Consider the following 25,564-nt stretch of genomic DNA (forward strand, 5'->3'; position numbering starts at 1 on the left):
GATGCACCTGACCTGAACTTTCCGCAAAACGTCATCACCACTTTCCCAAAGCACCCCGAGACGCCAACGGCGTCCAAATCAAACAGACCGGGCCCCCAACAATAAGGGCCCGGCCTGTTATCATGATACTTACTTTAAATTCAGAACATGGGGGAATTCAAGATTTCGAAAACAAGCACAAATCGCATTGGTTTCAACGTGCGGCGATCAGATGTTCGACCAGCGGCTTGTCTTCTCCCTGATGCAGTTTGTTGGCCTGTTCCTGAAGGACGCGATCAGTGCCGGTTACCCGTTTGTGATGGCGCAGATGTTCTATCCATGAACCTTCAGACCAGACCTCGGTAAACAAATCAGCCTGCCTGCTGTCCTGATACAGGTTCCAATGATAGGCACCATGACGCTGGCGCGCCTTGCGCATGGCTTTCATCAGATCACCAAAAGTCTCGCGGTCCGTATCGGCAATGCGATAGGAAATCCGGATCATGACAGGGCCGCGATCATGTTCGACATCCTCACCGATTATCGGTTCGGGCCAATGCATCGACGGTGCAAGATCAAGGTCCGCCCCCTGATTAAGGGCAAACCGCATGGTGGCAAACATCAGAACAATCGCCCCGGCCGCCGCACATAACAGCGTCGTTTCAATCGAAAACTGATCTGCAACCCAACCCCAAAGGATACTGCCACCCGACATCGCACCGAAAAACAGCGTCAGAAAGACGGATAAGCCACGTGCACGGACCCAATCGGGCAATGCCGTCTGTGCGGAAACATTGAAGGATGACAGAACGGCAATCCACGATGCCCCGGCAATAAAGGATGCGATCACCGCAACCACCGGCTGCTGGATCAGGGCAAAGGCAACAAGAACCGACGCGGTGCCAATCGTTCCTGCCATGACGGTTTTATCCGCCCCCAGACGCGCCTTGATCCGGGGTAAAACAACGGCCCCGATAACCGCTCCGGCACCGACACTGGCAAGCAGGATGCCATAAAGCTGCGGGCCGCCTGACAACACTTCACGCGCAATCAGCGGCAGAATCGCCCAATAGGCACTTGCAAAGACAAAGAACGCCACCGCGCGTACCAGCGTCGCAATGACCGGCGGGCTGTTAAATACATAACCAAGCCCCGCGCGCATCGCCCCGAAAACCTTTTCACGCGGCATAATCTGTTCGGGCTTTGCCGGTTTCCAGAAGAACAACACAACCAGAATGCCGACAAAGCTGATCGCGTTAAGTGCAAAAGGTGCTACCAGCCCGACAGACACAATCAGGAAGCCGGCCAATGCCGGACCGATTGCACGACTGACATTGATCCCCATCGAATTCAGCGCGATAGCAGGTGCCAAACGCGATTTATCAACCAGCGACGGGACAATTGCCTGCCAGGCAGGTGCCATAAGTGCCGCGCAGGTTCCCATCATGAAGGTAAAGGCAATCAGGATCGACGGCGTTACCAGTTGCAGATAAACAAGTGATGACAAAGCCGCCGCCAATCCAGCCATCACGAGATTGACCGCAAGCAGCAACTTGCGACGATTCATCAGATCCGCCAGAGCACCGGCAAATATCGCGAACAGAAACACCGGCAAGGTGGTTGCAGCCTGTACCAGTGCGACGACGAAGGGGGATGGTGAAAGTTCCGTCATCAACCAACCCGCACCAACGTCATGCATCCATGTTCCGATATTTGAAACAACGGTTGCGATCCAGAGGAAGGCAAAAGCACGATGGCGGAAAGGCGACCACGGGCCCGCTGCGGTTCCGGGGGTGTTTTCTGATTTTTGCGTATTCATCTTAAGCTTCCCCTATTGCACGGTCAGGATGTGATCGGTAATCACAAACCCCGCCGTCATCGCTACCACCAAAAGTGCACCGACAATTTTCGGAGGCGCCGGCAAAGGCAAATCAAGCCAGCGACATCCTCCACCAATCGCAAGTCCCAGTCCAATCCCGGTCAGAAGTTGCCACATGGCCCTACTCTCCAGCCTTGGGCACGTGTCCAATCGGACCAGCGCAATTTTTACGATTGTCACAGCGACGATGCGGGAACCAGCGATCCACTGCCAGATAGCCAATCGTCATGGCAAGTACCAGAAGCGCACCTATCATGGCAGGCGGGGCAGGAACCGGGATATCGATCACCCGGCAACCGATGCCAATCAGGATCGCCAGCAAAAGTCCAAATACGATTTTCATGATTTTCAATCCGTTGCGGCATCCGGCCATCGAAGCCCTGCCTGTTTGTCTTTCAGTGAACCGGGCGGGTAAAGTGGCCCGCCCGGCCCATAACGGCACTAGATTGCAAAGCAGGAGCAACCCAGCGCGCCCCAGAACGATTTCGCATCCGCAACCGGCACAGGATTATTCCAGGCAATCCCGTGATCATGTCCGTGGACACCGCAACCATGATTACATGCGTCATGGCATGCGCGCTCCGCGTGATGAGCATGGGATTCCGGGCGCTGTCCGGGGCTTTGTTGATGCAAAACCGGACTCCAGGAAGGAGATGCTGGCGGGATTTCCGGCGACAGGGACTGATACCCTCCTTCGCCGTAAACCACTTTTCCGCCAACCATGGTCATGACCGAGTTGATCCGACGGATTTCTTCGGGCGGGACGCTTAGATAGTCAGCAGAAAGGATGGCCAGATCGGCATATTGTCCAGGTGCCAGCGTGCCTTTGACATCCGCCTCGCCCGAGAACCATGCCGACCCTTTTGTCCACAGCATGAGCGCAGTTTCACGATCAAGAACGTTGTCATTGTCGTAAAGCGACATACCGCCAACCGTCTTGCCGGTAGTAAGCCAGTAAAGACCGACCCACGGGTCATAGGATGCAACGCGGGTCGCATCCGTTCCCGCCCCGACCGGAAGACCATATTCCAGCATTTTGGAAACAGGTGGGGTCGCCATGGCGGCATCCCTGCCGTAACGGTCGACAAAATATTCGCCCTGGAATGCCATGCGATGCTGGATCGCGATCCCGCCGCCCAGTGCCTTGATCCGTTCGATATTGCGTTCGGAAACGGTCTCGGCATGATCAATGATAAACCGCGTCTTGAACGACTGTTTACCATTCACCCGTTCGAACACACCAAGGAAACGGTCGATGGTTTCGTCATAGGTCGCATGAATGCGGAACGGCCATTCGCGTTCGGCCAGCAATTCGACGATAGGTTCGAGTTCGCTTTCCATGACCGGTGCCAGATCGGGGCGCGGTTCAAGGAAGTTTTCAAAATCTGCTGCCGACCATGCAAGGTTTTCACCGGCGCCGTTCATCCGCAACATATCATCGCCAGCACCAGGTTCGGTCATTCCGACCCAGCGCTCATAATCGCTAAGCTCGTTCCCGGCGTTTTGCGCAAACAGGTTATAGGCGATGCGGACAGTCATCTGCCCGTCATCATGCAGACGGCGAATGACATCGTAGTCTTCGGGATAATTCTGCCCGCCGCCGCCCGCATCAATGACGCTGGTGATGCCAAGCCGGTTCATTTCACGCATATAGTGACGGGTGGAATTAATCTGATCGTCGATCGGCAGCTTCGGTCCCTTGGCCAGCGTGGAGTAAAGGATCAGCGCGGATGGCTTGGCGACCAGGAGTCCGGTCGGATTGCCCTTGGCATCCTTTTCAATCACGCCACCGGGCGGGTTTGGCGTGTTCTTATCAAAACCAAGAACCTTGATCGCAGCCCGATTCAAAAGAGCGCGCCCATAAAGATGCAGAATGAAAACCGGCGTATCAGGTGCGGCAGCATTGATTTCATCAAGGGTTGGCATCCGGCGTTCGGCAAACTGGAATTCCGACCAGCCGCCAACAACACGCACCCATTGCGGGGCTGGCGTGACAGCCGCCTGCGTTTTAAGCATGCGTAGCGCATCGGCAACCGACGGCACGTTTTCCCAGCGCAATTCCATGTTGAAGTTAAGACCGCCGCGAATAAGGTGGGTATGGCTGTCATTCAGCCCCGGAATAATCCGGCGTCCGGCGCCGTTGATCATTTTGGTTTTACGATCGGCCAGTTTGCGTATCCCGGCTTCGTCACCGACCGCAAGAACCTTGCCATCGGCAATCGCGATGGCTTCTGCTTCCGGAGTCTTTGGGTCGAGTGTCGTGACCTTGGCGTTGTAAATGATGGTGTCGGCGGTGTCTTTCATTTGCTGGCTCCTGATCCCTTTAATCGGCAAAGTCGACAAGGCGGCCGTGGCGGCAACACCTTTCACGAAAGTCCGGCGTTTCATTGATTTGATCCCTGCAAAAAAGGCAGCCTGAGACAAGCGATTGACCGGCCCGCTGCCAAAAAGAAAAGGCACGACGGAGATCCCCTTTCCGTCGTGCCCTCACATCAGGAAGCAGCCTGCGGTACGAGGCGCGGACCGTGTTCGATACGTTCCGGTGCCTTGTGAACCATGGTGTAGGCATAATCGACGCCCATGCCATATGCGCCGGAATGTTCTTTCACGAGTGCCATTACATCGTTGTAGGTTTCACGATGTGCCCAATCGCGCTGCCATTCCAGCAGGACCTGCTGCCAGGTGACCGGCACGACACCGGCCTGAACCATGCGATCCATCGCGTATTTGTGCGCATCAACCGACGTACCGCCGGATGCATCGGCGACCATGTAGATTTCGTAACCGCCTTCAAGCATCGCCGAGAAAGCGAACGAGTTGTTGCAGACTTCTGTCCACAGGCCGGAAACGATCACTTTTTTGCGGCCGTTTGCAGCCAGTGCATCGCGTACTTTCTGATCGTCCCAGGAATTCATCGAGGTCCGTTCAAGAAGCGGATTTTCAGGAAATACTGCCAGAAGTTCCGGATAGGTATGCCCCGAGAAGCTTTCGGTTTCGACGGTCGTGATCGTGGTCGGGATGTTGAAAATCTTGGCAGCCTTTGCAAGGCCAACGGTATTGTTTTTCAGGACCTGTCGGTCGATGGACTGAACACCGAATGCCATTTGCGGCTGATGATCGATGAAGATGATCTGCGAATTTTTCGGTGTAAGAAGTTCGAGCTGCGACATGATAATTCTCCTGTGAATGACGTAAGTCTTGTCTGTTGATCCCCACCCATTTTCATCTGTGCTCGGGTGATGAGGAGATAATGACATCTTTCAAAAATGGAACAATTATGTCATTTTGAGACAAATTATCCCAAATTTGAGACAAATTAACGATGGATCGTTTTGCTGAACTACGCGCTTTTGTCGCAGTGGTTGAGAATTCCGGCTTTACCGCAGCGGCACGGGCATCACGCCTGCCCCGGTCTACGGTAAGCCGATTGGTCATGGGTCTTGAAGAAAGGTTGAATACACAGCTTCTTCAGCGATCGACGCGAAGCGTTGCGACCACCAGTACGGGGCAGGTTTATTATGAACGTGCCCGGCAGGTGCTTGATGATCTTGACGAGATTGACCTTGCCGTTACGACAACGTCTTCGACACCGTCAGGACATTTGCGCATTAGCGCACCCCTACCTTTTCAGGGCATCAACTTCGCCCAAACCGTGGCGAATTTTGTAAAGGTCTATCCGGATATGACGGTTTCAATGGATTTGGAAACCCGACTGGTCGACCCGGTATCGGAAGGCTATGACCTGATCGTGCGAATCGCCCGCCCGGATGAAGAAACCAATCTGGTTGATCACCGCATTGCGACGCTGAAATATGTCACCTGTGCGGCGCCGATGTATGTTCGGAAATACGGAATGCCACAAACCCCGGCCGATCTGCGCAATCACAAGCTGATTGTCTACGCAAACCGCAATCGCATGCGGAACTGGGTCTATCAGACAGCCAATGGCCAGGTCGAAATCAAAGCAGAATCTGCGATGAAGACCAACAATATGGAAGCATTGATGGTCTGGGTCGAAAACGGCCTGGGCATATCCGTGCTTCCGGAATATGCCCTTCGCGACGCTTTCAAATACAAAAGATTGGTAAAGCTGCTTGAGGATTACGAACTGCCGGAGCTTTGCCTGCAGGTCATCTATCCGCCGACCCGGCATCTGTCATCAAAAGTACGCCTGTTCACCGATATGGTCGCCGAGGAATACTCAGCTGTTCACTTCTGAGACCAAAAGACTGTGTAAACAAGCCAACGGAGTATCGATTACAGGACTTCCTTGACCTTGGTCGCAAGGTCCTTGAGCGAGAAGGGCTTGGGCAGGAAATGCACGCCGTTTTCTTCGTCAAGTTCATCACGATAGGTATCTTCGGCATAGCCCGAAATAAAGATCACGCGTAAATCCGGGCGTTTTTCGCGCAACATGCGGATCAGGGTCGGGCCATCAATACCTGGCATCACCACATCGGAAATAACCAGATCAATGGTCTTGTCGGTTTTGGCCAGAACCTCAAGCGCATTATCGCCATTGTTGGCTTCAAGCACGTCGTAGCCCTTGCCGCGAAGCGCACGCGCGCCGAATGTCCGAACCGCATCCTCGTCTTCGACCAAAAGAATCGCACCGGTGCCAGTCAAATCGCGTGACGGGGCTTCTTCCGCCACCGCACGGGTTTCGGCTAGTTCTTCTTCGGTCGCCTCGTAATGCGGAAGATAGATCGTAAAGGTCGTTCCGACACCGGGCTCGGACTGAACCGCAACAAAACCACCGGTCTGTTTGACGATCCCGTATACGGTCGACAGACCAAGGCCTGTGCCCTCGCCCCGCTGCTTGGTCGAGAAGAAGGGTTCGAAAATACGCGTCAGGTTATCCTTGGGAATGCCGATACCTGTATCGGAAACCTCGATCCGGATATAATCCCCCGGCGGGATCAGTTCGGTGCCGGTGTTGCGTGCCTCATCCACAATCTCGGTGCCGGTCTGAACCGTCAGGGTACCACCATTGGCCGCCATCGCATCACGCGCATTGACCACCAAATTGATGATCACCTGATCAAGCTGCCCCGGATCAACTTTCACCAAACCGATATCACGACCATGGCTGACCTTCAGATCGATCTTTTCACCGATCAGACGACGCAGCAGGTTCGACATTTCCGCCAGCGCATCGGTGATATTGATGATTTTGGGCTGCAATGTCTGACGTCGAGAAAACGCCAGAAGCTGCCGGACAAGATTGGCCGCACGATTGGCATTCTGTTTGATCTGCATGATATCGGCGAAGCTTGGGTCACCCGGCCCATGGCGCGACAGAAGCAGATCGCAGAAACCGATCATCGCGGTCAGCAGGTTATTGAAATCATGCGCCACCCCGCCGGCAAGCTGCCCGACAGCCTGCATTTTCTGCGACTGGGCAAATTGTTCCTCAAGGTTCTTCTGTTCGGTCGTATCAAGGAAGTTCAGCAGAAGTGCACCGGCTTCACCCGACCGCCCTGCAACACGTTGCAGGTAAATCTGTGCGGCCACGCCGCGTGAACCCTGCAAACGGGCCTCGATCTGCCCCCCCTTCCCCATACCCATGACGGCCTTGGACAGATAGCGCGCGACCTCGTCGCGGTCTTCCGGCAGGATCAGTTCAAGAATGGAACGACCAATCACCCGTTCATGCCGTTGACCCGCCGTTTCGATAAAGGCACGGTTGGCGTCGGTAACCGTGCCCGACATATCAGCCAGAACAATCGACAGCGGACTGTCATCAAAGAACCAGCGCACCCGACGTTCGGTTTCGGCAAGGGCATGTTCCCATTCATGGGCTGGCATCGGATCGGGGAATACGACGGCCTGGCTTCGAATCGGACCGGTGCCGGGCGCATTGATCGAATGAGTGACAAAGCATTTGATCGGCTCGCCACCTTTGACCTTAAGCTTGACTTCGCCATTCATGCCATCGCCGACAATAAGGTCAGCCAGTTCCAGCGTACCACTGGCAAAATCTTGCGGTTCACCGCCCAACCAGTTTGCCAGACGCCGGTTCAGGTAAAGAATACGACCTTCTTCATCAAGACCGCAAACCCCCACAGGCAGGCGCTCAATCATCTGATCAGCCTGCTCGCTTCCGGCACCATCTGCCATCCGCGAAGCCACCCCGCCGACGGTCATCTCATCATCGGAACCCATCACAAACGAGCCAAAGGCAGCAGACTGTTCAGCAACGACAAGCGAACGTCCTGCTTCCGGCATCGCAGATGGATCGATACCGTCAACTGTCCAGAGCATTTGACCGGCGCGCGCATTGGCCGCCGTTACCGAAATCCGAAGGCAGGCGGTCCCGGCATCATAGGCTTCTTCAACGTTGTTTTCTGCCGATGCATCATCGGTCGCGGTATCACTGTTTCGTTCGGCATCACCTGCCTCGGTGTCGGAAGGTGCAGCAAGTGCAAGCTGTTCACGCTTTTTGGCTTGCGAAAAATCGACATAAATCTCGCCCGCTTCCCCCCGCATTGCACGTGTCCGCAATTCAGCCAACTCGGAACTGCCGACATCAAGATAGCTTAAGCGAGCCTCAAGGGCGGCAAGCATGTCTTCGCCCGGTTCAATACCAAGCTTGCGGGGAAACGCGGGGTTGGCATAAAGCGTGCGGCCATAGGCATCAATCAGAGCAACACCGATATCGGAATGCGACAGGCCACTTAACAGCGGGGCGAGATCACGATCAGCCGATGATCGCCAGCGCGCAGACAGGGACAGGGCGGCCACCGCGACGATCGCCACCCCAGTTACCATGGACCCGATGATCCACATGATACGCGCATCAAGGCCAGCCTTTGCCATGACCTGTAACAGGACATAAACAAAAGCGACAAATGCGACACTTACAGCAAGGATAATTCCCCGAAACAGCACGCGACCGCCTTTAACGCCAATAACTTACAATATTGCTCTATACTTTTAGCTGCTATTGGGCTGACTGGCTACCGGCAAGTTTTGCCGGTGTATTTTCGACCCTTAATTAAATGCCGCGGGGCCCGCCGGGCCCCGCGCACAAGATCATTCTTATGTAAGTAGCCCTTTCACATGATTGATCAGGCAGCCACCCTGATTGACGTCAAACGCCGCAACGTAGCCACATCAAGTTTGCCCTGTTCAAATTCCACACTGACTTTGCCATCATTTACACTGCGAACGACAGCACGAACTGCGCCGCCCCCGGGAAGAAGGTCAAGGTCAACACGACCACCAACGGTTACCGGCATATCAACTGTGAACAGTGCGCCACCCTCGGAAATGTTTTCGATCCGGGCTGCCGCCGTCTTGCCATTGTGATGCAGCTTGACGTTGATTGCGGTTGTATGGCGCTGGGAGACGCGCCGATCAACATCCGTCGTCGATGTCCGAACAACTTCCACCAGAACCGTACGCAGGTCCTTGACCGCGTTGGCAACCTTCTCCGACAGACTTCCGACATCCTTCGCCATTTTGCCAGTTACGGATGCTTCCTGGGAAACTTCGTTGATACGCGCGGATACTTCACGTGAAGCCGCGGCAGTTTCATTCACGTTGCGCGCAATTTCCTGGGTCGCAGCACTTTGCTCTTCTACAGCGGCGGCAATGGCGGTCGATACCTCGTCCATTTCGTGGATTTTGTCGGCAATTGTCGCGACGGCATGAACCGCGGAATCCGTCACCGACTGGATTTCAGAAATCTGGCGGGTAATTTCATCGGTCGAACGGCTGGTTTGGGTTGCAAGGTTTTTGACTTCCTGCGCAACCACGGCAAACCCTTTACCCGCATCGCCAGCGCGTGCGGCCTCGATCGTCGCGTTCAACGCCAGAAGATTTGTCTGTTCAGCAATACCGGAAATCAGTTCAACGACTTCACCAATTCCCCGCACGCTCTCGGCCAGTTTGGAAATAGTTTCTTCGGTGATGCGGCTGGCATCGACAGCCTGTTCGCTGACCCGCCCGGCACGCACGATCTGACCATTAATTTCACCTAGTGAAGCAGTCAGCTGATCTCCCGCTCCTGCAACGGCTTCGACAGTCGCGAGTGCCTGTTCGGACGCACTGGCGACTGTTTCCGCATTGCCCTGTACCAAATCGGCAGAGCTGGACATCCGAACCGCCGCATTCGCAAGTTCAGCCGTCTGACCAGAAATGGTTTCAACAACACGGCGTGTTTCGTTTTCCACCTTTTCAGCCATAATCATCAGCGCCTGCTGACGATCCTTTTCGGCCTGAATGCGATCCTGTTCCTGCTGCGCGCGCATTTTTTCCGCGCTCATGCCGGTCTCGCGGAACACATGCATGACCCGCACCAGATCGCCGATTTCGTCCTTGCGCGAAGACTGGCGAATATCAATGTCGAATTTCCCATCCGCCAGTTCCCCCAACACGGCAACGCTGCGCGATACCGGTACAGCAATGCGGCGATGCATGATCCATGCGATCAGACCACACACGACGATTGACGATATGGTCACAATCGAGGTCAGCCAGAAAACGGTTTGAACACTTTCGTCCAGTCCATGCAGTTTGTCGACAAGCTGATCTTCGATCAACTGGCTATAATTTTCAGTCGCTCCAACGGTTTTCTCAAGCGCATCGGCCATTGCCGCGGCCGCACCATCGAAGTTTGCCATCATCTTGTTACCGCTTTCCGGCCCACCATCGACATAGGACTGCGCCATTTTCTTGCCAGTCTCGTAGTAAGATGGGAATGCGGCTTCGACCTCTTTCAGGGCGGATACGATTTCGGTCCGATCAAGCTTTGTCGCAAGTGAGCGGGCAACTGCAATATTTTCTTTCAATCCGACAGCCGCAGCTTCAGCTTCGTCAAAGCCGTCATTCAGTCCGTCCATTGCACGGGTTGCCGATATGTCGGTCAGCCATTGCTGCACCTGAATAACGTTATACCGGGCACCTTCGATAGCCTTGATCAATTGGGGAATGTCGGTGCTGGCGACAACCCCGATATCAACCGCCTCCCGCGTCGACTGACGTGCATCAGAGTTGACGACCGCAATACCGATCGCAACCGCAACCAGCATCACAACAATGACGGCATTCGAAAGGGCAATCTGCCCAGCTATACGCAAATTCATTTTCATCAATTCCAGATTCTGACAGCAACCGAACAGTTCGGCGCATACACCACTTTTGACCAGGTATTTCACCAGGTACTATACAGTAGAATTACTTGGCTATACTAAATCATTTCGTATGAGAAATTGATTTAGAACAATTTGACTAAAATCCAATAGGTTGGCAGAAGCAGGGATAAAATCTGTATCTCCCCTGTTCATTTTATCGTCTTGAAACAGGGAAAAGGATACGGAACTATTCCACTGTCAGATATCCCCGTTTGGGGAGGTTCGTTAACACGGGGGAAATCGTGCCGACTGCAGTCGTCATCATTGATGTTCAAAATGCCATTCTCAAAGGAACCGTTGATTCAGACCGCCTTGACATCCTTGAAACAAAGCTTGACGAAGCCGCTGCACGCCTTGGTGCTATCCAGAAGTCAGCACGATCACACGACATACCGGTGATCATTGTTCAACATGATGAACCTGTCGGCAGCGGTGATCCGTTAACCATCGGCACTAAAGGCTGGGAAATCCATCCCGCAGTCGCCCCGCTTGATACCGACATTGTCGTTCACAAGCAAAGCTGCGACTCATTTCACGCAACCGAACTTGACCAGCTTCTGCGTTCCCGCGGGATTGATCACCTGATAATCGGTGGGTGCATGACGCAATACTGCGTTGACACTACGGTGCGAAGGGCAACGTCAATGGGATATCAGGTAACGCTGGTTTCAGATGGCCATATGACGTCTGATATGGGCGCATTGACCTATGATCAGATCATTGCCCACCACAATCAGATTCTTAACGGATTTGGTGCCGGAAAGTTTCGGGTAAAAGCCATCCCATCGTCCGACATTTCATTTGCGAGCTAGTCAACCCAGCTTCTTGCCTCGCTGGCGGAAAACGAATGAGATGATTTCGGCAACCGCCTTGTAATGTTCCGGCGGGATTTCCTGATCGACTTCCACTGTCGCAAACAGGGCACGCGCAACTGGCGGGTTTTCCATAATGGTCACGTTGTTTTCTTCGGCTACTTCACGGATTTTAAGCGCGATATTGTCCTGACCTTTGGCCACACACATCGGTGCTTCCATCGCATTGATGTCGTATTTAAGCGCCACGGCATAGTGGGTCGGGTTGGTGATCACGACGTCGGCGGTCGGAACGTTCTGCATCATGCGTTGCTGGGCGCGCTGCATCCTGATCTGGCGGACCTTGGCCTTGATTTCCGGGCTGCCCTCAGTCTGTTTGTATTCGTCCTTGATCTCCTGCTTGGACATCTTCATCTGTTTATTGAATTCATACCGCTGATAGGCAAAATCCAGCCCGGCAATCACCGCTGTCAGTGAAATGGCCGCGATCATCAGAATGACGATCATGTCGTAAAGCCGTTGCAAAAGTAATTCGATCGGGATCTGCGGGTAGAGTTCGATATCCATTAGCTCGGGAAAGATAACAAATCCCAATACCGCCCCGACCAAGGCGATTTTGAGTATATTTTTTGCGAACTCGACCATGCTCTTCATCGAGAAGAGGTTTTTCAGACCTTTTAACGGATTGAGTTTCTCAGGCTTTGGTGCAATGCGGTCTACGGCAATAACTAGGCCATTTTGCAAGAGATGCCCTGCAGCAGCGAAACAAACCAGTAGCAGAAACGGCAACGCCAGTATGTAAAACATGCCAGTCAAAATTTGCCTGAATAAAGCGGGTATTCCAGCGTTGCTAACATCCATCAGATGAGGGCGCGCAATATAGGCAACCGCCATATCGCGAATTGTTTCTGCCATACTAGGAGCGACCATCAGCATGACGAGACCGCCACCAAATAGAAGCATGAAGTTCCCCACTTCCTTCGATACGGGGACTTGGCCTTTCTTTCGGGCGTCTTCAAGCTTTTTACTTGTGGGGTCTTCTGTTTTTTGACTGTCGTCGTCGTCTTCGGCCATCTCAGGTCCTTGACTTTAGCCACCCTGTTGTTGAACAGGGGCAAAGAATTACGGATTTACAAAACTTTCCAATCCGTTTTCATAATAGTTAAGAAACACCATCATCATGGTAGGCAAAGCCAGAGCAAGCAACAAAAACCCTAATAAAATTTGTGCTGGCATAGCGACGAAAAACACAGGCAATTGCGGCATTAATTTATTGAGCAGTCCGAGTGCGACCTGAAATACGATCGCAACCAAAAGAAACGGCGAAGAGAGCTTAATCGCGATCAAAAAACTTTCGTTAATTGTACGCGCAAAAAATTCACTCATATCACCGGCAGGCAACACTCCGCCGGGAGGGAAAAGAGAGTAACTCTCAAAGATTGCCTGGATCATCAAATGATCCATTCCTGTTGCGAACAGCAAAACCAAGCCAATTTGAGTAACAAAATTGCCGGTAACCGCACTTTGAGCTCCCGAAATCGGATCGTTGGTAAAAGCACTCGCAAGAGATGATGTATAGGCAATAATTGAGCCCGCTATCTGCAAGCTTGCCATCATAACCTGAGCAAACAGGGCAAAAAACAGCCCGATCGTGATTTCGTGAACTAGATAGACGAATGTCGTCAACGCATCCGCAGGCTGCTCTGGAATCAGTGGTGAAGACAAAGGCGAGATCAGGACTGAAACCCAAAAAGCGAATAAAAGCCGGGCACGCGCGGGAACCATTCTGGAGCCGATTCCAGGCATAAGGGCGAAAGCCGAGCCAATCCTGGCGAAACTCATCAGGACCACATAGACATTCAAGCTCAAAAAATCGTCGAGATTCATGCGACAGCTTTCGTCACCACATCGCCATACGACGAAAAAACTTCTGCAAGGAGAACAGTGCCTTCCTAATTAGGCAAACCAATAAAATGGTCTACCATTCGCCCCATAAACTCCGTCAGCTCGGTCATCATAAAAGGCAGAAGAACCAGCAAAGCGATAAAAATAACCAAGATCTTGGGAACGAAAGTCAATGTCATCTCTTGAATCTGGGTTAAAGCCTGAAAAAGAGCAATGATCAGACCGACCCCCAACGCGATGAGCATCAACGGAGTCGTCACCTTGATCAACGTCCATACGGCATCATAGGCCACGTCCATGATTTCCGCTTGATCCATAGGGCCTTCCTGCCTCGTCTTCCGTCACGTTACATCATTCATACAGGATAAGGCCGGTGATGGGCCATGATTTCCTGCAATTTCAATTTGGTCGCCCCGAAAACAAAAAACCGCACGAAAATCGTGCGGCTTGTCTCAGGCATCCATCCGACAATTCAATCACCGTCAGATCGGCATGCTCAATACGCTTTGATAAGCTTCGACTGCCTTGTCACGGACACTGACCACGGTACGCAGCGTGACTTCGGCCGCCGACACAGCGGTGACCACTTCATGCAGTTCTGCATCGCCAACGATTGCTTTCTGGGTCATCTGTTCGCTGTTCATCATGGTTGCGCGGGCATCAATTGCCGCCCCCTTGACCATGTCGGCAAAACTTTCCCCCGGATTGACCGTCTGACCGTTACCGCCAACACGTTCGGCGACACTTGCGGTTTTGCCGCTTGCAGCGTTCCGGTAGGCAGAAATGGCATCGTTAAAACTGGCAACCATCGGTTCGTATCCTTAAAGCGGCGTTTGCAGACCAGACATTTTGTAAACTACTGCAGAATATCTAGGGTCTTAAGCAACATGCTACGCGAAGACTGTATCACATTGAGGTTGGCTTCATAGCTTCTCTGTGCTTCGCGCAAATCCATCATTTCGACCAGTGTTTCAACATTCGGGGTCTGCACATAGCCCTGATCGTTGGCGGCCGGATGGCTTGGTTCGTATTTCATACCAAAATCGGACTTGTCCGTCATGACTTTATTGACCTTGACCAGTTCGACGCCAACTTCGCGATCCATGACATTCTTGAAAGTCAGCAGCTTGCGGCGGTACGGGTCCTGCCCCTGTGCAGTCGGCAGACTGTCGGCGTTGGCAACGTTTTCAGCCGCGATACGAAGGCGGGTACCCTGTGCACGCATGCCGGCAGCGGAAATTTTAAAAGCTTTGTAAAGTTCCATGATCGCTTATTCCTTCAACGCTGCCAATTAACGCCCCAAAGCCGAAATCATCATTGTTTTGTGCTTGGCATAAAGTTTCGTCATGGTCTGATAGTCGACCTGGTTTTCGTTCATCTTGACCATCTGCTCTTCAAGGATTACGGCATTTTTGCCGGGTGCCACTTCGTAGTTCTTGCGTACCTCTTCGTCCTTGAAGTTTTGAGGTTTATGCAGCCCTTGGCTATGCCCCGGCTCAGTAGCCTTCATAGCTAGAATGAACTGGCGATCACGCCCAATGGTCTTCGGGTCAAAATTTTTGAGGTCGTCGGGGCGATAGTTCGGTGTATCGGAGTTGGCAATGTTCTGTGCAATGACTTCCTGACGCTGCGTCAGCCAGTCCATCTTTTCTTTCAGATTGGCGAACATGCTGAGTTTGCCGATATCCATTGCCTGCTCCTGTTATCGCGCCCCCAGTATTGGGCGGTCCGGTAAAGCCGAAGTTAACGCACGGCCCGGATCGAGACCGAGATTATGAGAAAGGCGTTTTTTTGCCGCCCGGCCCAATGCTGCAACCTGCAGTGCATATACCGTGCCAAATGTCGGAAAATCGTTAAATTACAATGTAAGGCTTAGCTGTGATTGGTGGCACTGGACCGCGGCGAACAAAGCGGGCATATTGTGTCGCGTCTGGTGAACTTCTTTCGCCATCTATCGAAACCGGGACATTTCATGCTCTATCTCACGCGAAAAGTTGGCGACTCCGTTGTTATTGACGACAACATCGAAGTTACCGTCGTTGAGGTTCGCGGCAAAACCGTGAAGCTGGGCTTCACCTTTCCCGAAAATGTGCAGGTCCTGCGTCGCGAACTTTATGATCGCATTCAGGAAGAAAACCGCTCGGCTTCGGCAAGTGCGGATCTTGTGCATCAGTTGGGCCAGGTGGCCAATGCGGTTGCCGACAATATGAAAAACAGTCCTGACGCTGACAAAGACGACGGTAAAGACTGATTTTCCGGTCGCGCGATCTACCGGCAAGAGCCGGGGAAGCAAGACCACCGACATACGACAGGCACTATCGTCATCCTCCTGGCAGGTAGCCGGGATATTGACCCTCTGCATACAAGCCCCCAATGCGTGCTTTACATTACCGCCCCTCCTCAACAGCATTTACCCTGCTGACCATCGGCGCAACGTTTTGTTGACCATCTTCAAGCTATGGTCGAGGCTTGCTAAGGTAATAAGAGTCAATCAAGACGCTGGAATTTGACGAGATGGGCAAGAATGACCGGTAACCGACCCAAGGTCGACATCACCGATCCGCGCGAAATTGGCACGGAAAATCTTGCCGCGCCCGGTTCCGGCGATCAGAAAGCTGTGGCGTTACGCTATGCGCATGGCCGGGATAACGCCCCGATATTAAGCGCAAAGGGCGAAGGCAGTGTTGCGGAACAAATCTTGCAGCTGGCTTTTGCTAACGGGATCAAAGTCCGAAAAGACAGCGATCTTGCCGAAATTCTGATGGCCGTCGACGTCGACAGCGAAATTCCGCTCGAAGCGTTTGCCGCTGTCGCCGAAATTCTGAACTACATATACCGTATCAACCGGATTTACGGTGATCCGGCGAAGAAGCGGTCGACAACATCGAATATCGATCAGGTGTCGGCAAACAGTTTTGCAGATCGCAACCGGGAAGATCCAAATGAGCCCTGAACAATTCAAGCCCGACCAGTTCAAGAATGATCTCAAACGGGTATTGTCTTTGATCACTGCCAGCCAACGATTTGTTGATGACGGCAAAGTGGTCGAACTCAATACACTCGAAACCAAGATTTCCGATCTTTGCGTTCAGGCCCGCGCCATGAACAGCGAACAGCGTCGCGAAGTCGCCCCACTTCTGGCGGCACTAACCGACGATCTCGCGCGTCTGGAAACCACGATGCACAAGGAATATTCCGAACTGCAACGTCAGTTGCGCGGTCTTAGCAATAATGCACAGGCAACCAACGCCTATGCCAATGCTGCCCGCACCACCCGCTAAACGACACAAGTCCCGCCGTTCCGTGATTTACTATCTGATCGCGGAACTGCATGGTGACTTGCCTGCAGTGGCCGTGCACGGTAAACAGAACAGGCTCCGGTTGACTCAATCGGGCTATGCAACAGGTTCGTCGCGGGGAAGGTAACCTGATGGAATTTAGCGCTTATTTCCGATTTGTGGCTGCTCTGGTTTTTGTGCTGGGCATGATCGGGGTTTTGGCACTGGTGGCGCGACGTTTTATCCCCGGTGCGCGCAACATCAACCGCCGCAGCAAGGAACGCCGACTTTCCATCGTGGAAGTCGTTCCTGTTGATACAAAAAGACGTCTGGTTCTTTTTAAACGCGACGACACGGAACATCTGGTCCTGCTGGGGCCATCCGGCGATTGCGTGATCGAACGCAATATCGGCACCCATTTTTCCGAAGTTCTCAGCGACGATATCCGCATTCACAGTGACGACGGCCTGCCGGATGCATCACCAATCGATACCCCGCCGACAAAGACCAACGGGAAATAACCCGCATGACCATCGCGCCCATTTCGCATTGCCGACAGAATCAAACCAAACAGAAGCATCAAGCGCGTAACGGTTACGTGCCGCGCTGGCTGGTTCTGATCGCGATCTGGTCGCTGGTGCCATTGATTGCCATCGGATTTGGTGGTGATACCGTTCACGCGCAGACATTCAATTTCGACCTTGGGGATGGTCCGGGCGTAACGTCGTCTGGCCGGATGATCCAGCTTATCGGTCTGCTCACGGTGCTTAGCCTTGCACCCGCTATCCTGATGATGGTGACATCCTTTACCCGGATCGTGGTGGTTCTCAGCCTGCTGCGTACTGCACTTGGCATTCAGCAATCGCCACCCAATCAGGTCATGGTGAGTCTGGCGCTGTTTCTGACGTTATTCATCATGATGCCAACGATGGAGCGGGTCTGGGACGAAGGCCTGCAACCGATGATCAACGGCGATATAGACGAATTTGAAGGTATGGAAAGATCGGTGCGACCGGTTCATGACTTCATGATGACGCAGGTCCGCGACCGCGACCTTGAACTGTTCGTCAATCTTGCAAATGTCGAAGTCACCGGACCAGAAACCATTCCGCTGCGGGCTCTGATCCCGGCCTTCATGATCAGTGAACTCCGCCGTGCGTTTGAAATCGGCTTCCTGTTGTTTATCCCGTTCCTGATCATCGACATGGTGGTTGCCAGTATCCTGATGTCGATGGGTATGATGATGTTGCCGCCGGTCATCATCTCGTTACCCTTCAAGCTGATATTCTTTGTGATGGTCGATGGATGGTATTTGATATCGGGGTCACTGGTCGAAAGTTTCGGCGGGTAGCCAGCATTTACGAGAACACCAAAATAAAAGCCACCTTGCAGAAGCAGGCGGCTTTTTTTCATTACGACTTGGAACTGCGTCAGGCCGAGCGCTTACCCGTCTTGAAAACGTTCTTTTCAAGTGGCTTAAGACCAAAGCTGCCACGGCGCGGTGCAGGGTTATCCGCAACGTAGCGGTCCGCCTGCTGGCGTTCACGTTCATTCATGCGCGCACGCACCGCTTCCATTTCACGGTAAGCCTGACTTCCTGCCGAGGGTGCTGACATCCGCAGCCAGTAATAAGCCATGATGTTGTCCTGATCTACACCGCTACCAATCGCATAAAGCCGCCCCAAAGCCGCCTGCCCGTTAGCCGAGCCTTTACGTGCGGCACGCTCATACCAGCTTGCCGAACGGGCCATATCAACCGGCACACCAAGACCATGTTCATACATCACACCGATCAGGTGATAACCGCCCGGATGGCTAAGTTCAGCAAGGTCCATGGCAAGATCAAGTGCCGCAGCATAATCCGGCTCACGATGGGCAACGCCAAAGATCAATATCTGTGTCATCTGGTATTTGGCAGAAATATCGCCCTGATCACACGCATTCATCAACATGGTCCAGCCACGATTAAACAGCTTCAGATCCGACGAATGACAGAAATACATGGCGAGATTGGCCTGAGCATAGGTATCGCCCTCGTTCGCGGCCATTTCAAACCAGCTGATGCTTTCGGCAATATTGCGTTCCGCACCCAGCCCGACGCCAAGCGCATAACCAAGTGCTGATGCCGCCTCGACGCTGCCGGCACGTGCCGCACGCAGGTTATATTCAAACGATTTCGACGGATCGCGTCTTACCCCGCGTCCTTCAAGATAGAGATAGGCCAGAACACTTGCCGCGGAGGGATCATTCTGCTCGCTCGCGCGGTGGAGATATTCAACCGCCATCTCGTCACTCTGATCAACCCCCCATCCATTGAGGTAGCAGACCCCAAGGTTATAAAGGGCAGCGATTGAACCGTTTTCCGAAGCCTGTTCAAACCATTCGGCAGCTGTTTCCGGGTTTTCAGGAACCCCAAGCCCCTTGGCATAAAGATAACCAAGATTGTTGGCCGAAATACCTTCACCACCCAGTGCCTCTTCGCGGAACCAGTATGCCGCTTCGCGGTACCACTGTTCGCCTTCGCCCTGATCCTCGGCCACACCGATTCCCTTGGAACGCATGAAGCCATAGCAAATGGCAGCAAAGGCTCGGCTTTGACGGTGAATCTGATCAAGAATTTTGCGGGTGGCACCCTCGTCGCGCGGCATACCAACGCCGCGAAAATGCCTCAGCGCAAGCGAAAGCTGCGCGAAAATATCACGCTCAACCTTCGCGTCATCGTAATAGACCATTTTAAGTGCACGATCCATCACAGCACTGCTTCCACCAAATAGGACAAGACCCGACTTCCGAACCTTACAGGCACAGAAAGCCAATCAAAACACTAATATCACTATTAGTTTATAGCACTAAGCTGTGACTTTTCCAACTGATCACGATAATTGCCCAGAAATCCTTGGAAACTCTCGACTTCATCAACCTTGTTTGCCAACGTGCGATAGTCGATCAAGCCCTGAGACGGACTGGAGGTGATCAGGCTGAAGGCTTCGGCATACGGACTTTGCGCCATAACAATTCCATAGCGCCGCTTCAACATATTAAGCGTGCGTTCCTGCCCGCCCATCGCCAGATTGACGGCCCAGTTCAGGACATAGCGGGCACGTTCGTCACCAAAATTCTCAATGACATTGCCCTGATCCTCGCCCACAAGGCGCTGGAAAGTTTCAGCGGCAGAGAGATAGTCGCGGGTATCCCGGTAATATTCGACACGCAAAAGCTCGGCATCCTTGGACAGATCACCTTCAAGCGATGCCATGGCTTCGGCCCCGCGGTCGGTATCGAGGAGCGCGCGCGCGCGCAGGTGACGGCGCTGGGTTTCCAATTCACTGGATACCCCGGGAACGTCGCTGTTATCAAGCACGCGGATGGATTCTTCGGGCTTGTTATCAAGCAGATACACCAGCGCCAGACGTGCACCGACGCGTGCCTTTTCGGTTCCTGTTAGGCGGAAATCGACCTGATGCTCCAGAAGAGTTTCGGCACGATCGAACAATTCAACGTCAACCATGCGGTCAGCCAAACGACGAATAAGCTCATCGCCCTTTTCTCCGGCAGGGGTCAGTTCGCGGAACTCGTCATACAGCGCGACAGCCTTGATAGCCGAGATGTTGTTGATCTCGTCGCCCAGGTAAATTGATTCGAACGTGTTATGCATCAGATCGGTGACTTCGGTCGCCGACGGGCTGTTGGGGAAGAAGATCGCCGCCTGACGCAGGGTATTAAGGCCTTCGCGATATTGCTTGTTCTTGATCTGCAATTCGCCAAGCCTGCGCAGCAATGCCATCTCAAACCCGTCGCCACGCCATGCAAAACGCAGTTTTTCAAGCTGCTCGATCGCATCATCAAGTGTCAGCCGTTCAAGCCGCATCAAAAGCTCGGTGCGGTCAAATATTGCGTGCGCCCGCGCTTTGCGATTGCTGCCCTCGGCAACCTCATCCCAGGTTGCGATAGCCTGTTCAAACTCGCCTGCTTCTTCTTCGAAAATGCCCTTCAGATACTCGACATCCTTGATCTTGCTCGGGTTGATCCCCTTGGTCACAAGCATCTTCTCGATCAGGTCCATACCCGCGTCCGGATTACCAACAATCAGGGCCTGCTCCGCGGCAAGTGGCCCCAGCCGTGACAATAATTCTGGCGGATAGTTATCAAGGATATGAACGCTTTCAAGCAGATCACGCGCCCCGTCATTTGGACGACCACGCGCAGCAAACGTCACCGCACGCCACAACTGCATTTCGGGAATGGCACGCAGGCGCTCATCCTCCAGAAGGCGGGCCGCCTCGTCATATTCGCGATCAAGAAACTTGATTGCCGCCTTAAGTGCACGGAACTGCAGTTTCTGGGCAATCAGCGGGTCGTCGTCTTCCATTGTAGAGGCAACTGCGTCTGCTTCGGGGCCAAGCCCGTTTGCCAGGTAATATTGTGCCAGTTCAAGACGTGCCTTGTTCCGATGCTCATCACCGCTTTCGGCCAGATCGCGGCGCAACTGATGAATTGCCTTGTTATAGTTATCAAGCCCGCCGCGGCGCCAATCATCCAGTTCGAAAATCAGACCTTCTCGGCCATCCCCCGCACGTGCGCGCACCCCGGTCGCAGATGCCAGAAGGCGTGCCCCCTCGGGCGAAATATTCAAACCGTCGGCAGCCGTCACCACGACCGCCTTTCCATCATCCCGGTTCGTGACCTGTACACTTTCGTTAACCGGTGCGACGACAACGCCCTGCACCGATGGCAGAACTTCAAAATCCGGATACCGCAACGCTGTCTCGATGCCATACCCCATTTCCCGTGTTGGCACGACGCGAAGCGAATCACCGACTTCCGGGTCTTCAATCGGAATTGTCGGGCTGATATTGATCAACGGCACAACAAGGCGGGCGCGAGTTTGATTATCGAGCTCAATAGAAGGTCCCAGCCGTTCGATCGGCTGCATGGAGCCCTGCTGCAAGGTTACATCCCAGTCACCATTTTCTGATGGCGTGCTGTAAAGCCCCACACCGTCAGGAATGGTCATGCGCAATACCGTCGCATAAGGACTGTCGATCTGCTCGATCACTCCGATGATCTGGGCGGCATTCTGACGCACGGCATCCAGATCAAGGTTCGCGCGAACATCAAAAACCACCCAAAGGAAGCCGGCACGCGACCATATTGCAGCCCCCCCCAAACGGTTGAACGGGAAGCCCAGTGTCAGTTTGGTTGCATCCTGGGCGACCGTCACCGCAAGATTGCCAATACTTTCGCGCGCTGGCGCAACAGCATCTGGCGAAATCGGAATATCGGGTTGTTCCGCCAAACCACGTGCAATCGGATCATTCACGGGGGACGATGGGCTTCCCCCCGCTGCCTCAGCAGCACCGGGCGTTTCCGCAGTCGTTTGCGACGGCACTTCTGGTGCGGCAGGCGCAGCAGGTGCAGGGCTTGGGGATGACGTGCGTCTGGCTGCCGTGGTCGGCGGCGCAGCTGCTGTCGATGCACTGGAAGCGGCAGGTTCGCCCTGGACTCCCATTAGATCAACAACAACCTTGTTGCCTGAGCGGAAATGACGCAACGCGCGCGGCGGATTTGTCGCGATCTCAACAGATAAAGGATCTATTGCACTTTGGCGCAACGTGACACCTTCCGGTAATCGACGCGTTACACCAGTAGCATCGATGCGGGCAGGGGTGGTGAAGGCCAATATCTGATTACCCTGATCGCCATTCAACACATAATCCGTGCGGGTGGGCCAATCAAAAACCAGACGGTAGAATGTCGGGTGCCGCCCAACCCGAATTTCAAGCTCCGGCGCGGTGGCGGCAGGTGTAACAACTGCAGGTGCAGATTCCGTATCCGGCCGGGTTTGCGGTGCTGGGAATGGTTCGGACGCAACTCCCCCCTGTGGCGGCGGCGTTGGCGTGGGTGCTGCGGGCTGCACAGGAGCAGGTGCGAGAGCCGGTTTATCTAGAATATCAAGGACGACATTGGTGCCGACATTGAAAACACGGGCTTCGAAATCGTCACGCAGGACGAAAGCGACCGTACGTCCGTCCGGATCAAAAAAACCATCGCTGACATAATTGGATACGGGGCCAAGAACACCGCGCATGGAAGCAACCAGCGGCTGGTCAAAACGCACAACAAGTTGGTCACCGATTATTTCAGCGGTGTAATTGACGGGCTTGTTCCATTGCAGAACGATACGTCCATAGCCACTATGTGCGCCCGAGCGGATGATCACGGGATCTGCTGCCTGAGCGAGTGCGGGGCGCATTCCGATAACTGGCAATACTGCCAGACTGGCTACCACAATCACGGCAGCCAGCAGGAAACGCGCTACGACCAAAAGCATTCTTACGAACCTCCGATCCCGCTTCCGCTATGGGGTTCAATAACAATGTCGACCCGACGAGCCATTGTGAAACGTGCCTGCTCGTCTGCCATAACCGGAAGCTGGTCGTATCTTGATGCCGCAAATCCGTAAATATTTATGTAATCTGTGTAGCCGGATCTTTTAAGCTCGTTGGCAACAGCAGCAGCACGGGCTAGGGAAAGCTCCCAGTTCGAAGCATAAAGTCCGCGGCCGCTGACCGGGCGTGGGTCAGTATGTCCCTGCACACCGATCCTGTTCCCGATATTCCCAAGCACCCCGCCAAGGACAAAAAGCGCCTTGCGGGCCTGATCCGTCATTTCGGAACTGCCACTGATAAACAGGATATCCCCAGGCAGCGAAATCACAAGCTTATCTGCTTCACGGCTCAGCGTGGCATCACCAAGCACATCGTTGTCATCGATGGCGTCATCGATTACAGCGCTCAGGTAATCAAGATTCATCGCTGGCTTGCGATACACACGCGGGATATTAAGCTGCGCAACGGGCTCATCACTTTCTTCAACCGGTGACGGTTTGATTGACTGGGACAAAGAATCAACAACCTCGTCCCAACGGTCAATCTTGACCTTTGACATTGCAAACAGCATCACGAAGAAAGTCAGCAGAAGCGAAATAAGATCCGCAAGGCTGAGCATCCATGGTGGCGGCCCTTTGGGGCCATCATCGCGCTTTGGTTCATCCATCAGCCGTTCCCCCCTGATTGCGGAGCCAAGGGAATCGGTGCGTTTATTCCTGGCTGGCTTGCGCCGGGCAATGGAATAAGCATTTTTCCACCGCCAGCGTTACCCGAACCATTCGACGCAGGTGCCGATATCGCGCCATTGCTGGTGCCGCCTGCGTTGGCTGGTGTCGTTACAGGTGCGGGTGGTTCTTTGGGCCCGAAATTCCAGAAGAAACGGAAAGTAACGATAAAAGGATCAGCCCCCGGATCGATGCCAACATAAAGATTTTTATCTGGGGCCCCGCGATCAATAAGGTCGCGGGCGAATGCCCCCGCCCGACCGATCTGAAGGTTGTTTGCAATCTCGACAGTGCCTTTTGAACCGACCTCGCTGCCCATGACCATTTCCATCTCGTAGGACGCATAACCACTGTCATCGGCCAGCACTTCCGCGAGCTGATCCATGAATTCGCCTTGACGGTCCCTGATTAGAATCGAGTTGGGTTCAAATAACTGGTCGACATGCATGATGACTTCCATCAGCGTGCCCGGCTGTATCACCTGGACGCGCACGACCTTGATCGCTGTCTGAAATAATGATCCCAGCTTGTCCTGGGTATCTTCGGCCGAAACCACCGGCCCCTCAATCGAGGTTACCGTTTGCAGACTGGTGGTTGGCGGCAGAATGGCCGCAAACGCGGAAGACAGACTTTCCTGTACTTCGCGGGTTTTGACTTCTTCGAATGTCGAAATCGTATTCAGAAGGATGAAGAACGCCAGAAGCAGGAGATAGAGGGCGAGGAACAGTGCTACGGCACCGTTTGCGGGCGGGCTTGGTGGTCTTGGTCCGTCGTCCTCTATTTCCGCCATAACCGTCCCATTTAGCTAAACATCGCGTCGATGTCAGCCTGCGAAACCCCCTTGCCGTCGAGCTGCGGCCCGTTCAGCAAGGCTTCTTCGCCTTCAGGTTCCTTTTTCTTCCGCGGATTGGACGCAGCATATTTGGCAATTTCATCACCAAATGCCTTGACCAAACCCTCGACCCTTTCTTCGATTGATTTCAGGGCCTTGATCACCTTGGTCGTACGTTGACCGGTAATATCCTGGAAGTTACAGGCTTCATAAACGCGCATGGTCGCGCTGGTTACGATTTCAGCCTGCTCAGGGGGAAGACTTGCAGCAAATTCCTCAAGCGTATCCATCGCATCAAGGATTTCATGCGTCGCACCGGCGGTTGCATCGACAATCGCGTCGAGCTCGTCCGTTGCGTTGGGAATATATTCCGCCTTGATATCGTCCGGCCGCAAAGATGCAATTTCGGATTTCATCTTGCGAATGATGCCCGAAAGTTCATCCAGTTCACCAAACAGGCGTTTCTGGTCGTCTGATGGCTTGTCGCCTTCCGAAACAAAGCGGGAAAGCTGATCCATCAGGTCAGACAGTTGCTCGACCTTAAGCTCATCACCATCAAGGCGCGCTTTAAGGTCCAGCAACAGCTGCCGCAATTCGTCTTTGGACGTTTTGGACATCTACGGTATCG

At 53.6% G+C, this 25,564-nt stretch carries 25 protein-coding genes; 7 read left to right on the forward strand and 18 right to left on the reverse strand.

The window, feature by feature from the left end:
• Nucleotides 1-193: 193 nt before the first annotated feature.
• From TH468_RS01865 to TH468_RS01885, 5 genes are all read right to left on the reverse strand, one after another.
• Nucleotides 194-1,798 carry an MFS transporter gene (locus tag TH468_RS01865; RefSeq protein WP_085641972.1) on the reverse strand — a complete coding sequence of 535 codons (1,605 nt, stop codon included), beginning with the start codon at nt 1,796-1,798 and terminating at the stop codon, nt 194-196.
• Between the two features lie 12 nt (nt 1,799-1,810).
• Nucleotides 1,811-1,975, reverse strand: coding sequence for a DUF1427 family protein (locus tag TH468_RS01870; RefSeq protein WP_062952861.1), 165 nt, complete (start codon nt 1,973-1,975; stop codon nt 1,811-1,813).
• A 4-nt stretch (nt 1,976-1,979) separates the two neighbouring features.
• Nucleotides 1,980-2,201 carry a DUF1427 family protein gene (locus TH468_RS01875; RefSeq protein WP_085642436.1) on the reverse strand — a complete coding sequence of 74 codons (222 nt, stop codon included), beginning with the start codon at nt 2,199-2,201 and terminating at the stop codon, nt 1,980-1,982.
• A 98-nt stretch (nt 2,202-2,299) separates the two neighbouring features.
• Nucleotides 2,300-4,162, reverse strand: coding sequence for an amidohydrolase (locus TH468_RS01880; RefSeq protein WP_085642437.1), 1,863 nt, complete (start codon nt 4,160-4,162; stop codon nt 2,300-2,302).
• A gap of 188 nt (nt 4,163-4,350) precedes the next feature.
• Nucleotides 4,351-5,028: a hydrolase gene (locus tag TH468_RS01885; RefSeq protein ID WP_085641973.1), complete on the reverse strand. Its 678-nt coding sequence runs from the start codon at nt 5,026-5,028 to the stop codon at nt 4,351-4,353.
• 152 nt (nt 5,029-5,180) lie between these two features.
• On the opposite strand from TH468_RS01885, the gene TH468_RS01890 reads away from it, so the two are divergent.
• The gene (locus TH468_RS01890) at nt 5,181-6,077 is read left to right on the forward strand and encodes a LysR family transcriptional regulator (RefSeq protein WP_085641974.1); all 897 of its coding nucleotides are present in this window, start codon (nt 5,181-5,183) and stop codon (nt 6,075-6,077) included.
• 38 nt (nt 6,078-6,115) lie between these two features.
• On the opposite strand, the gene TH468_RS01895 is transcribed toward TH468_RS01890, so the two are convergent.
• Both TH468_RS01895 and TH468_RS01900 read right to left on the reverse strand, forming a co-directional pair.
• Nucleotides 6,116-8,749, reverse strand: coding sequence for a PAS domain-containing sensor histidine kinase (locus TH468_RS01895; protein ID WP_085641975.1), 2,634 nt, complete (start codon nt 8,747-8,749; stop codon nt 6,116-6,118).
• Nucleotides 8,750-8,928: 179 nt separating this feature from the next.
• The gene (locus tag TH468_RS01900; protein ID WP_168177056.1) at nt 8,929-10,947 is read right to left on the reverse strand and encodes a methyl-accepting chemotaxis protein; all 2,019 of its coding nucleotides are present in this window, start codon (nt 10,945-10,947) and stop codon (nt 8,929-8,931) included.
• Between the two features lie 290 nt (nt 10,948-11,237).
• Between TH468_RS01900 and TH468_RS01905 the strand changes: the two genes are divergently transcribed.
• Nucleotides 11,238-11,807, forward strand: coding sequence for a cysteine hydrolase family protein (locus TH468_RS01905; protein ID WP_085641977.1), 570 nt, complete (start codon nt 11,238-11,240; stop codon nt 11,805-11,807).
• On the opposite strand, the gene flhB is transcribed toward TH468_RS01905, so the two are convergent.
• The 6 genes from flhB to flgB all read right to left on the reverse strand — a co-directional run bounded on the left by flhB (nt 11,808) and on the right by flgB (nt 15,402).
• Nucleotides 11,808-12,881: a flagellar biosynthesis protein FlhB gene (gene flhB / locus TH468_RS01910; protein WP_085641978.1), complete on the reverse strand. Its 1,074-nt coding sequence runs from the start codon at nt 12,879-12,881 to the stop codon at nt 11,808-11,810.
• A gap of 48 nt (nt 12,882-12,929) precedes the next feature.
• Complete coding sequence (gene fliR, locus TH468_RS01915) at nt 12,930-13,694, reverse strand: flagellar biosynthetic protein FliR (protein WP_085641979.1); 765 nt, start codon at nt 13,692-13,694, stop codon at nt 12,930-12,932.
• Nucleotides 13,695-13,759: 65 nt separating this feature from the next.
• Nucleotides 13,760-14,029: a flagellar biosynthesis protein FliQ gene (gene fliQ, locus TH468_RS01920; protein ID WP_007090577.1), complete on the reverse strand. Its 270-nt coding sequence runs from the start codon at nt 14,027-14,029 to the stop codon at nt 13,760-13,762.
• Nucleotides 14,030-14,194: 165 nt separating this feature from the next.
• Nucleotides 14,195-14,521 carry a flagellar hook-basal body complex protein FliE gene (gene fliE, locus TH468_RS01925; RefSeq protein WP_007090578.1) on the reverse strand — a complete coding sequence of 109 codons (327 nt, stop codon included), beginning with the start codon at nt 14,519-14,521 and terminating at the stop codon, nt 14,195-14,197.
• Between the two features lie 47 nt (nt 14,522-14,568).
• The gene (gene flgC / locus TH468_RS01930) at nt 14,569-14,976 is read right to left on the reverse strand and encodes a flagellar basal body rod protein FlgC (RefSeq protein ID WP_007090579.1); all 408 of its coding nucleotides are present in this window, start codon (nt 14,974-14,976) and stop codon (nt 14,569-14,571) included.
• A gap of 27 nt (nt 14,977-15,003) precedes the next feature.
• Nucleotides 15,004-15,402: a flagellar basal body rod protein FlgB gene (gene flgB, locus TH468_RS01935; RefSeq protein WP_062961022.1), complete on the reverse strand. Its 399-nt coding sequence runs from the start codon at nt 15,400-15,402 to the stop codon at nt 15,004-15,006.
• Nucleotides 15,403-15,684: 282 nt separating this feature from the next.
• Here flgB and csrA point away from each other — a divergent pair, with 282 nt between their 5' ends.
• The 5 genes from csrA (at nt 15,685) to fliP (ending at nt 18,341) form a co-directional block, all read left to right on the forward strand.
• Complete coding sequence (gene csrA / locus TH468_RS01940; RefSeq protein WP_052268399.1) at nt 15,685-15,963, forward strand: carbon storage regulator CsrA; 279 nt, start codon at nt 15,685-15,687, stop codon at nt 15,961-15,963.
• 273 nt (nt 15,964-16,236) lie between these two features.
• Nucleotides 16,237-16,665, forward strand: coding sequence for an EscU/YscU/HrcU family type III secretion system export apparatus switch protein (locus TH468_RS01945; protein WP_085641980.1), 429 nt, complete (start codon nt 16,237-16,239; stop codon nt 16,663-16,665).
• A complete protein-coding gene (locus TH468_RS01950; RefSeq protein ID WP_085641981.1) occupies nt 16,655-16,993 on the forward strand; it encodes a hypothetical protein in 339 nt (112 codons plus the stop codon). Before TH468_RS01945 ends, TH468_RS01950 begins: the two co-directional genes overlap by 11 nt.
• 149 nt (nt 16,994-17,142) lie before the next feature.
• Nucleotides 17,143-17,511 (forward strand): flagellar biosynthetic protein FliO, encoded by a 369-nt coding sequence (locus tag TH468_RS01955; RefSeq protein ID WP_085642438.1) that lies wholly within the window; start codon nt 17,143-17,145, stop codon nt 17,509-17,511.
• A gap of 5 nt (nt 17,512-17,516) precedes the next feature.
• On the forward strand, nt 17,517-18,341 hold the full coding sequence (fliP, locus tag TH468_RS01960; RefSeq protein WP_085641982.1) for a flagellar type III secretion system pore protein FliP: 825 nt from the start codon (nt 17,517-17,519) through the stop codon (nt 18,339-18,341).
• 79 nt (nt 18,342-18,420) lie between these two features.
• Here fliP and TH468_RS01965 read toward each other — a convergent pair whose 3' ends face one another.
• The 5 genes from TH468_RS01965 to TH468_RS01985 form a co-directional block, all read right to left on the reverse strand.
• Nucleotides 18,421-19,740 (reverse strand): SEL1-like repeat protein, encoded by a 1,320-nt coding sequence (locus TH468_RS01965; RefSeq protein ID WP_037990314.1) that lies wholly within the window; start codon nt 19,738-19,740, stop codon nt 18,421-18,423.
• Between the two features lie 86 nt (nt 19,741-19,826).
• Entirely contained in the window at nt 19,827-23,321 is a 3,495-nt protein-coding gene (locus TH468_RS01970) for a hypothetical protein (protein ID WP_085641983.1), read from the reverse strand.
• A gap of 2 nt (nt 23,322-23,323) precedes the next feature.
• The gene (locus tag TH468_RS01975) at nt 23,324-24,046 is read right to left on the reverse strand and encodes a flagellar motor protein MotB (RefSeq protein ID WP_085641984.1); all 723 of its coding nucleotides are present in this window, start codon (nt 24,044-24,046) and stop codon (nt 23,324-23,326) included.
• On the reverse strand, nt 24,046-24,894 hold the full coding sequence (locus TH468_RS01980) for a flagellar motor protein MotB (RefSeq protein WP_085641985.1): 849 nt from the start codon (nt 24,892-24,894) through the stop codon (nt 24,046-24,048). Before TH468_RS01980 ends, TH468_RS01975 begins: the two co-directional genes overlap by 1 nt.
• An 11-nt stretch (nt 24,895-24,905) precedes the next feature.
• Nucleotides 24,906-25,553, reverse strand: coding sequence for a protein phosphatase CheZ (locus TH468_RS01985; RefSeq protein WP_007092342.1), 648 nt, complete (start codon nt 25,551-25,553; stop codon nt 24,906-24,908).
• Between the last annotated feature and the right edge of the window lie 11 nt (nt 25,554-25,564).

Origin of the sequence: Thalassospira sp. MCCC 1A03138 (assembly GCF_002115785.1) — a bacterium.
Classification (GTDB): Bacteria; Pseudomonadota; Alphaproteobacteria; order Rhodospirillales; family Thalassospiraceae; genus Thalassospira.

Excerpts from the sequence above, each read along its gene's own strand:
- fliP (WP_085641982.1), top strand. The coding sequence starts at position 17,517 with ATGACCATCGCGCCCATTTCGCATTGCCGACAGAATCAAACCAAACAG.
- TH468_RS01980 (WP_085641985.1), bottom strand. The coding sequence starts at position 24,894 with ATGGCGGAAATAGAGGACGACGGACCAAGACCACCAAGCCCGCCCGCA.
- TH468_RS01890 (WP_085641974.1), top strand. The coding sequence starts at position 5,181 with ATGGATCGTTTTGCTGAACTACGCGCTTTTGTCGCAGTGGTTGAGAAT.
- flgC (WP_007090579.1), bottom strand. The coding sequence starts at position 14,976 with ATGGAACTTTACAAAGCTTTTAAAATTTCCGCTGCCGGCATGCGTGCA.
- TH468_RS01975 (WP_085641984.1), bottom strand. The coding sequence starts at position 24,046 with ATGGATGAACCAAAGCGCGATGATGGCCCCAAAGGGCCGCCACCATGG.
- TH468_RS01955 (WP_085642438.1), top strand. The coding sequence starts at position 17,143 with ATGGAATTTAGCGCTTATTTCCGATTTGTGGCTGCTCTGGTTTTTGTG.
- TH468_RS01970 (WP_085641983.1), bottom strand. The coding sequence starts at position 23,321 with ATGCTTTTGGTCGTAGCGCGTTTCCTGCTGGCTGCCGTGATTGTGGTA.
- TH468_RS01875 (WP_085642436.1), bottom strand. The coding sequence starts at position 2,201 with ATGAAAATCGTATTTGGACTTTTGCTGGCGATCCTGATTGGCATCGGT.
- TH468_RS01880 (WP_085642437.1), bottom strand. The coding sequence starts at position 4,162 with ATGAAAGACACCGCCGACACCATCATTTACAACGCCAAGGTCACGACA.
- csrA (WP_052268399.1), top strand. The coding sequence starts at position 15,685 with ATGCTCTATCTCACGCGAAAAGTTGGCGACTCCGTTGTTATTGACGAC.
- TH468_RS01945 (WP_085641980.1), top strand. The coding sequence starts at position 16,237 with ATGACCGGTAACCGACCCAAGGTCGACATCACCGATCCGCGCGAAATT.
- TH468_RS01885 (WP_085641973.1), bottom strand. The coding sequence starts at position 5,028 with ATGTCGCAGCTCGAACTTCTTACACCGAAAAATTCGCAGATCATCTTC.
- TH468_RS01865 (WP_085641972.1), bottom strand. The coding sequence starts at position 1,798 with ATGAATACGCAAAAATCAGAAAACACCCCCGGAACCGCAGCGGGCCCG.
- flhB (WP_085641978.1), bottom strand. The coding sequence starts at position 12,881 with ATGGCCGAAGACGACGACGACAGTCAAAAAACAGAAGACCCCACAAGT.
- flgB (WP_062961022.1), bottom strand. The coding sequence starts at position 15,402 with ATGGATATCGGCAAACTCAGCATGTTCGCCAATCTGAAAGAAAAGATG.
- fliE (WP_007090578.1), bottom strand. The coding sequence starts at position 14,521 with ATGGTTGCCAGTTTTAACGATGCCATTTCTGCCTACCGGAACGCTGCA.
- fliR (WP_085641979.1), bottom strand. The coding sequence starts at position 13,694 with ATGAATCTCGACGATTTTTTGAGCTTGAATGTCTATGTGGTCCTGATG.
- TH468_RS01985 (WP_007092342.1), bottom strand. The coding sequence starts at position 25,553 with ATGTCCAAAACGTCCAAAGACGAATTGCGGCAGCTGTTGCTGGACCTT.
- TH468_RS01900 (WP_168177056.1), bottom strand. The coding sequence starts at position 10,947 with ATGAATTTGCGTATAGCTGGGCAGATTGCCCTTTCGAATGCCGTCATT.
- TH468_RS01965 (WP_037990314.1), bottom strand. The coding sequence starts at position 19,740 with ATGGATCGTGCACTTAAAATGGTCTATTACGATGACGCGAAGGTTGAG.
- TH468_RS01870 (WP_062952861.1), bottom strand. The coding sequence starts at position 1,975 with ATGTGGCAACTTCTGACCGGGATTGGACTGGGACTTGCGATTGGTGGA.
- fliQ (WP_007090577.1), bottom strand. The coding sequence starts at position 14,029 with ATGGATCAAGCGGAAATCATGGACGTGGCCTATGATGCCGTATGGACG.
- TH468_RS01950 (WP_085641981.1), top strand. The coding sequence starts at position 16,655 with ATGAGCCCTGAACAATTCAAGCCCGACCAGTTCAAGAATGATCTCAAA.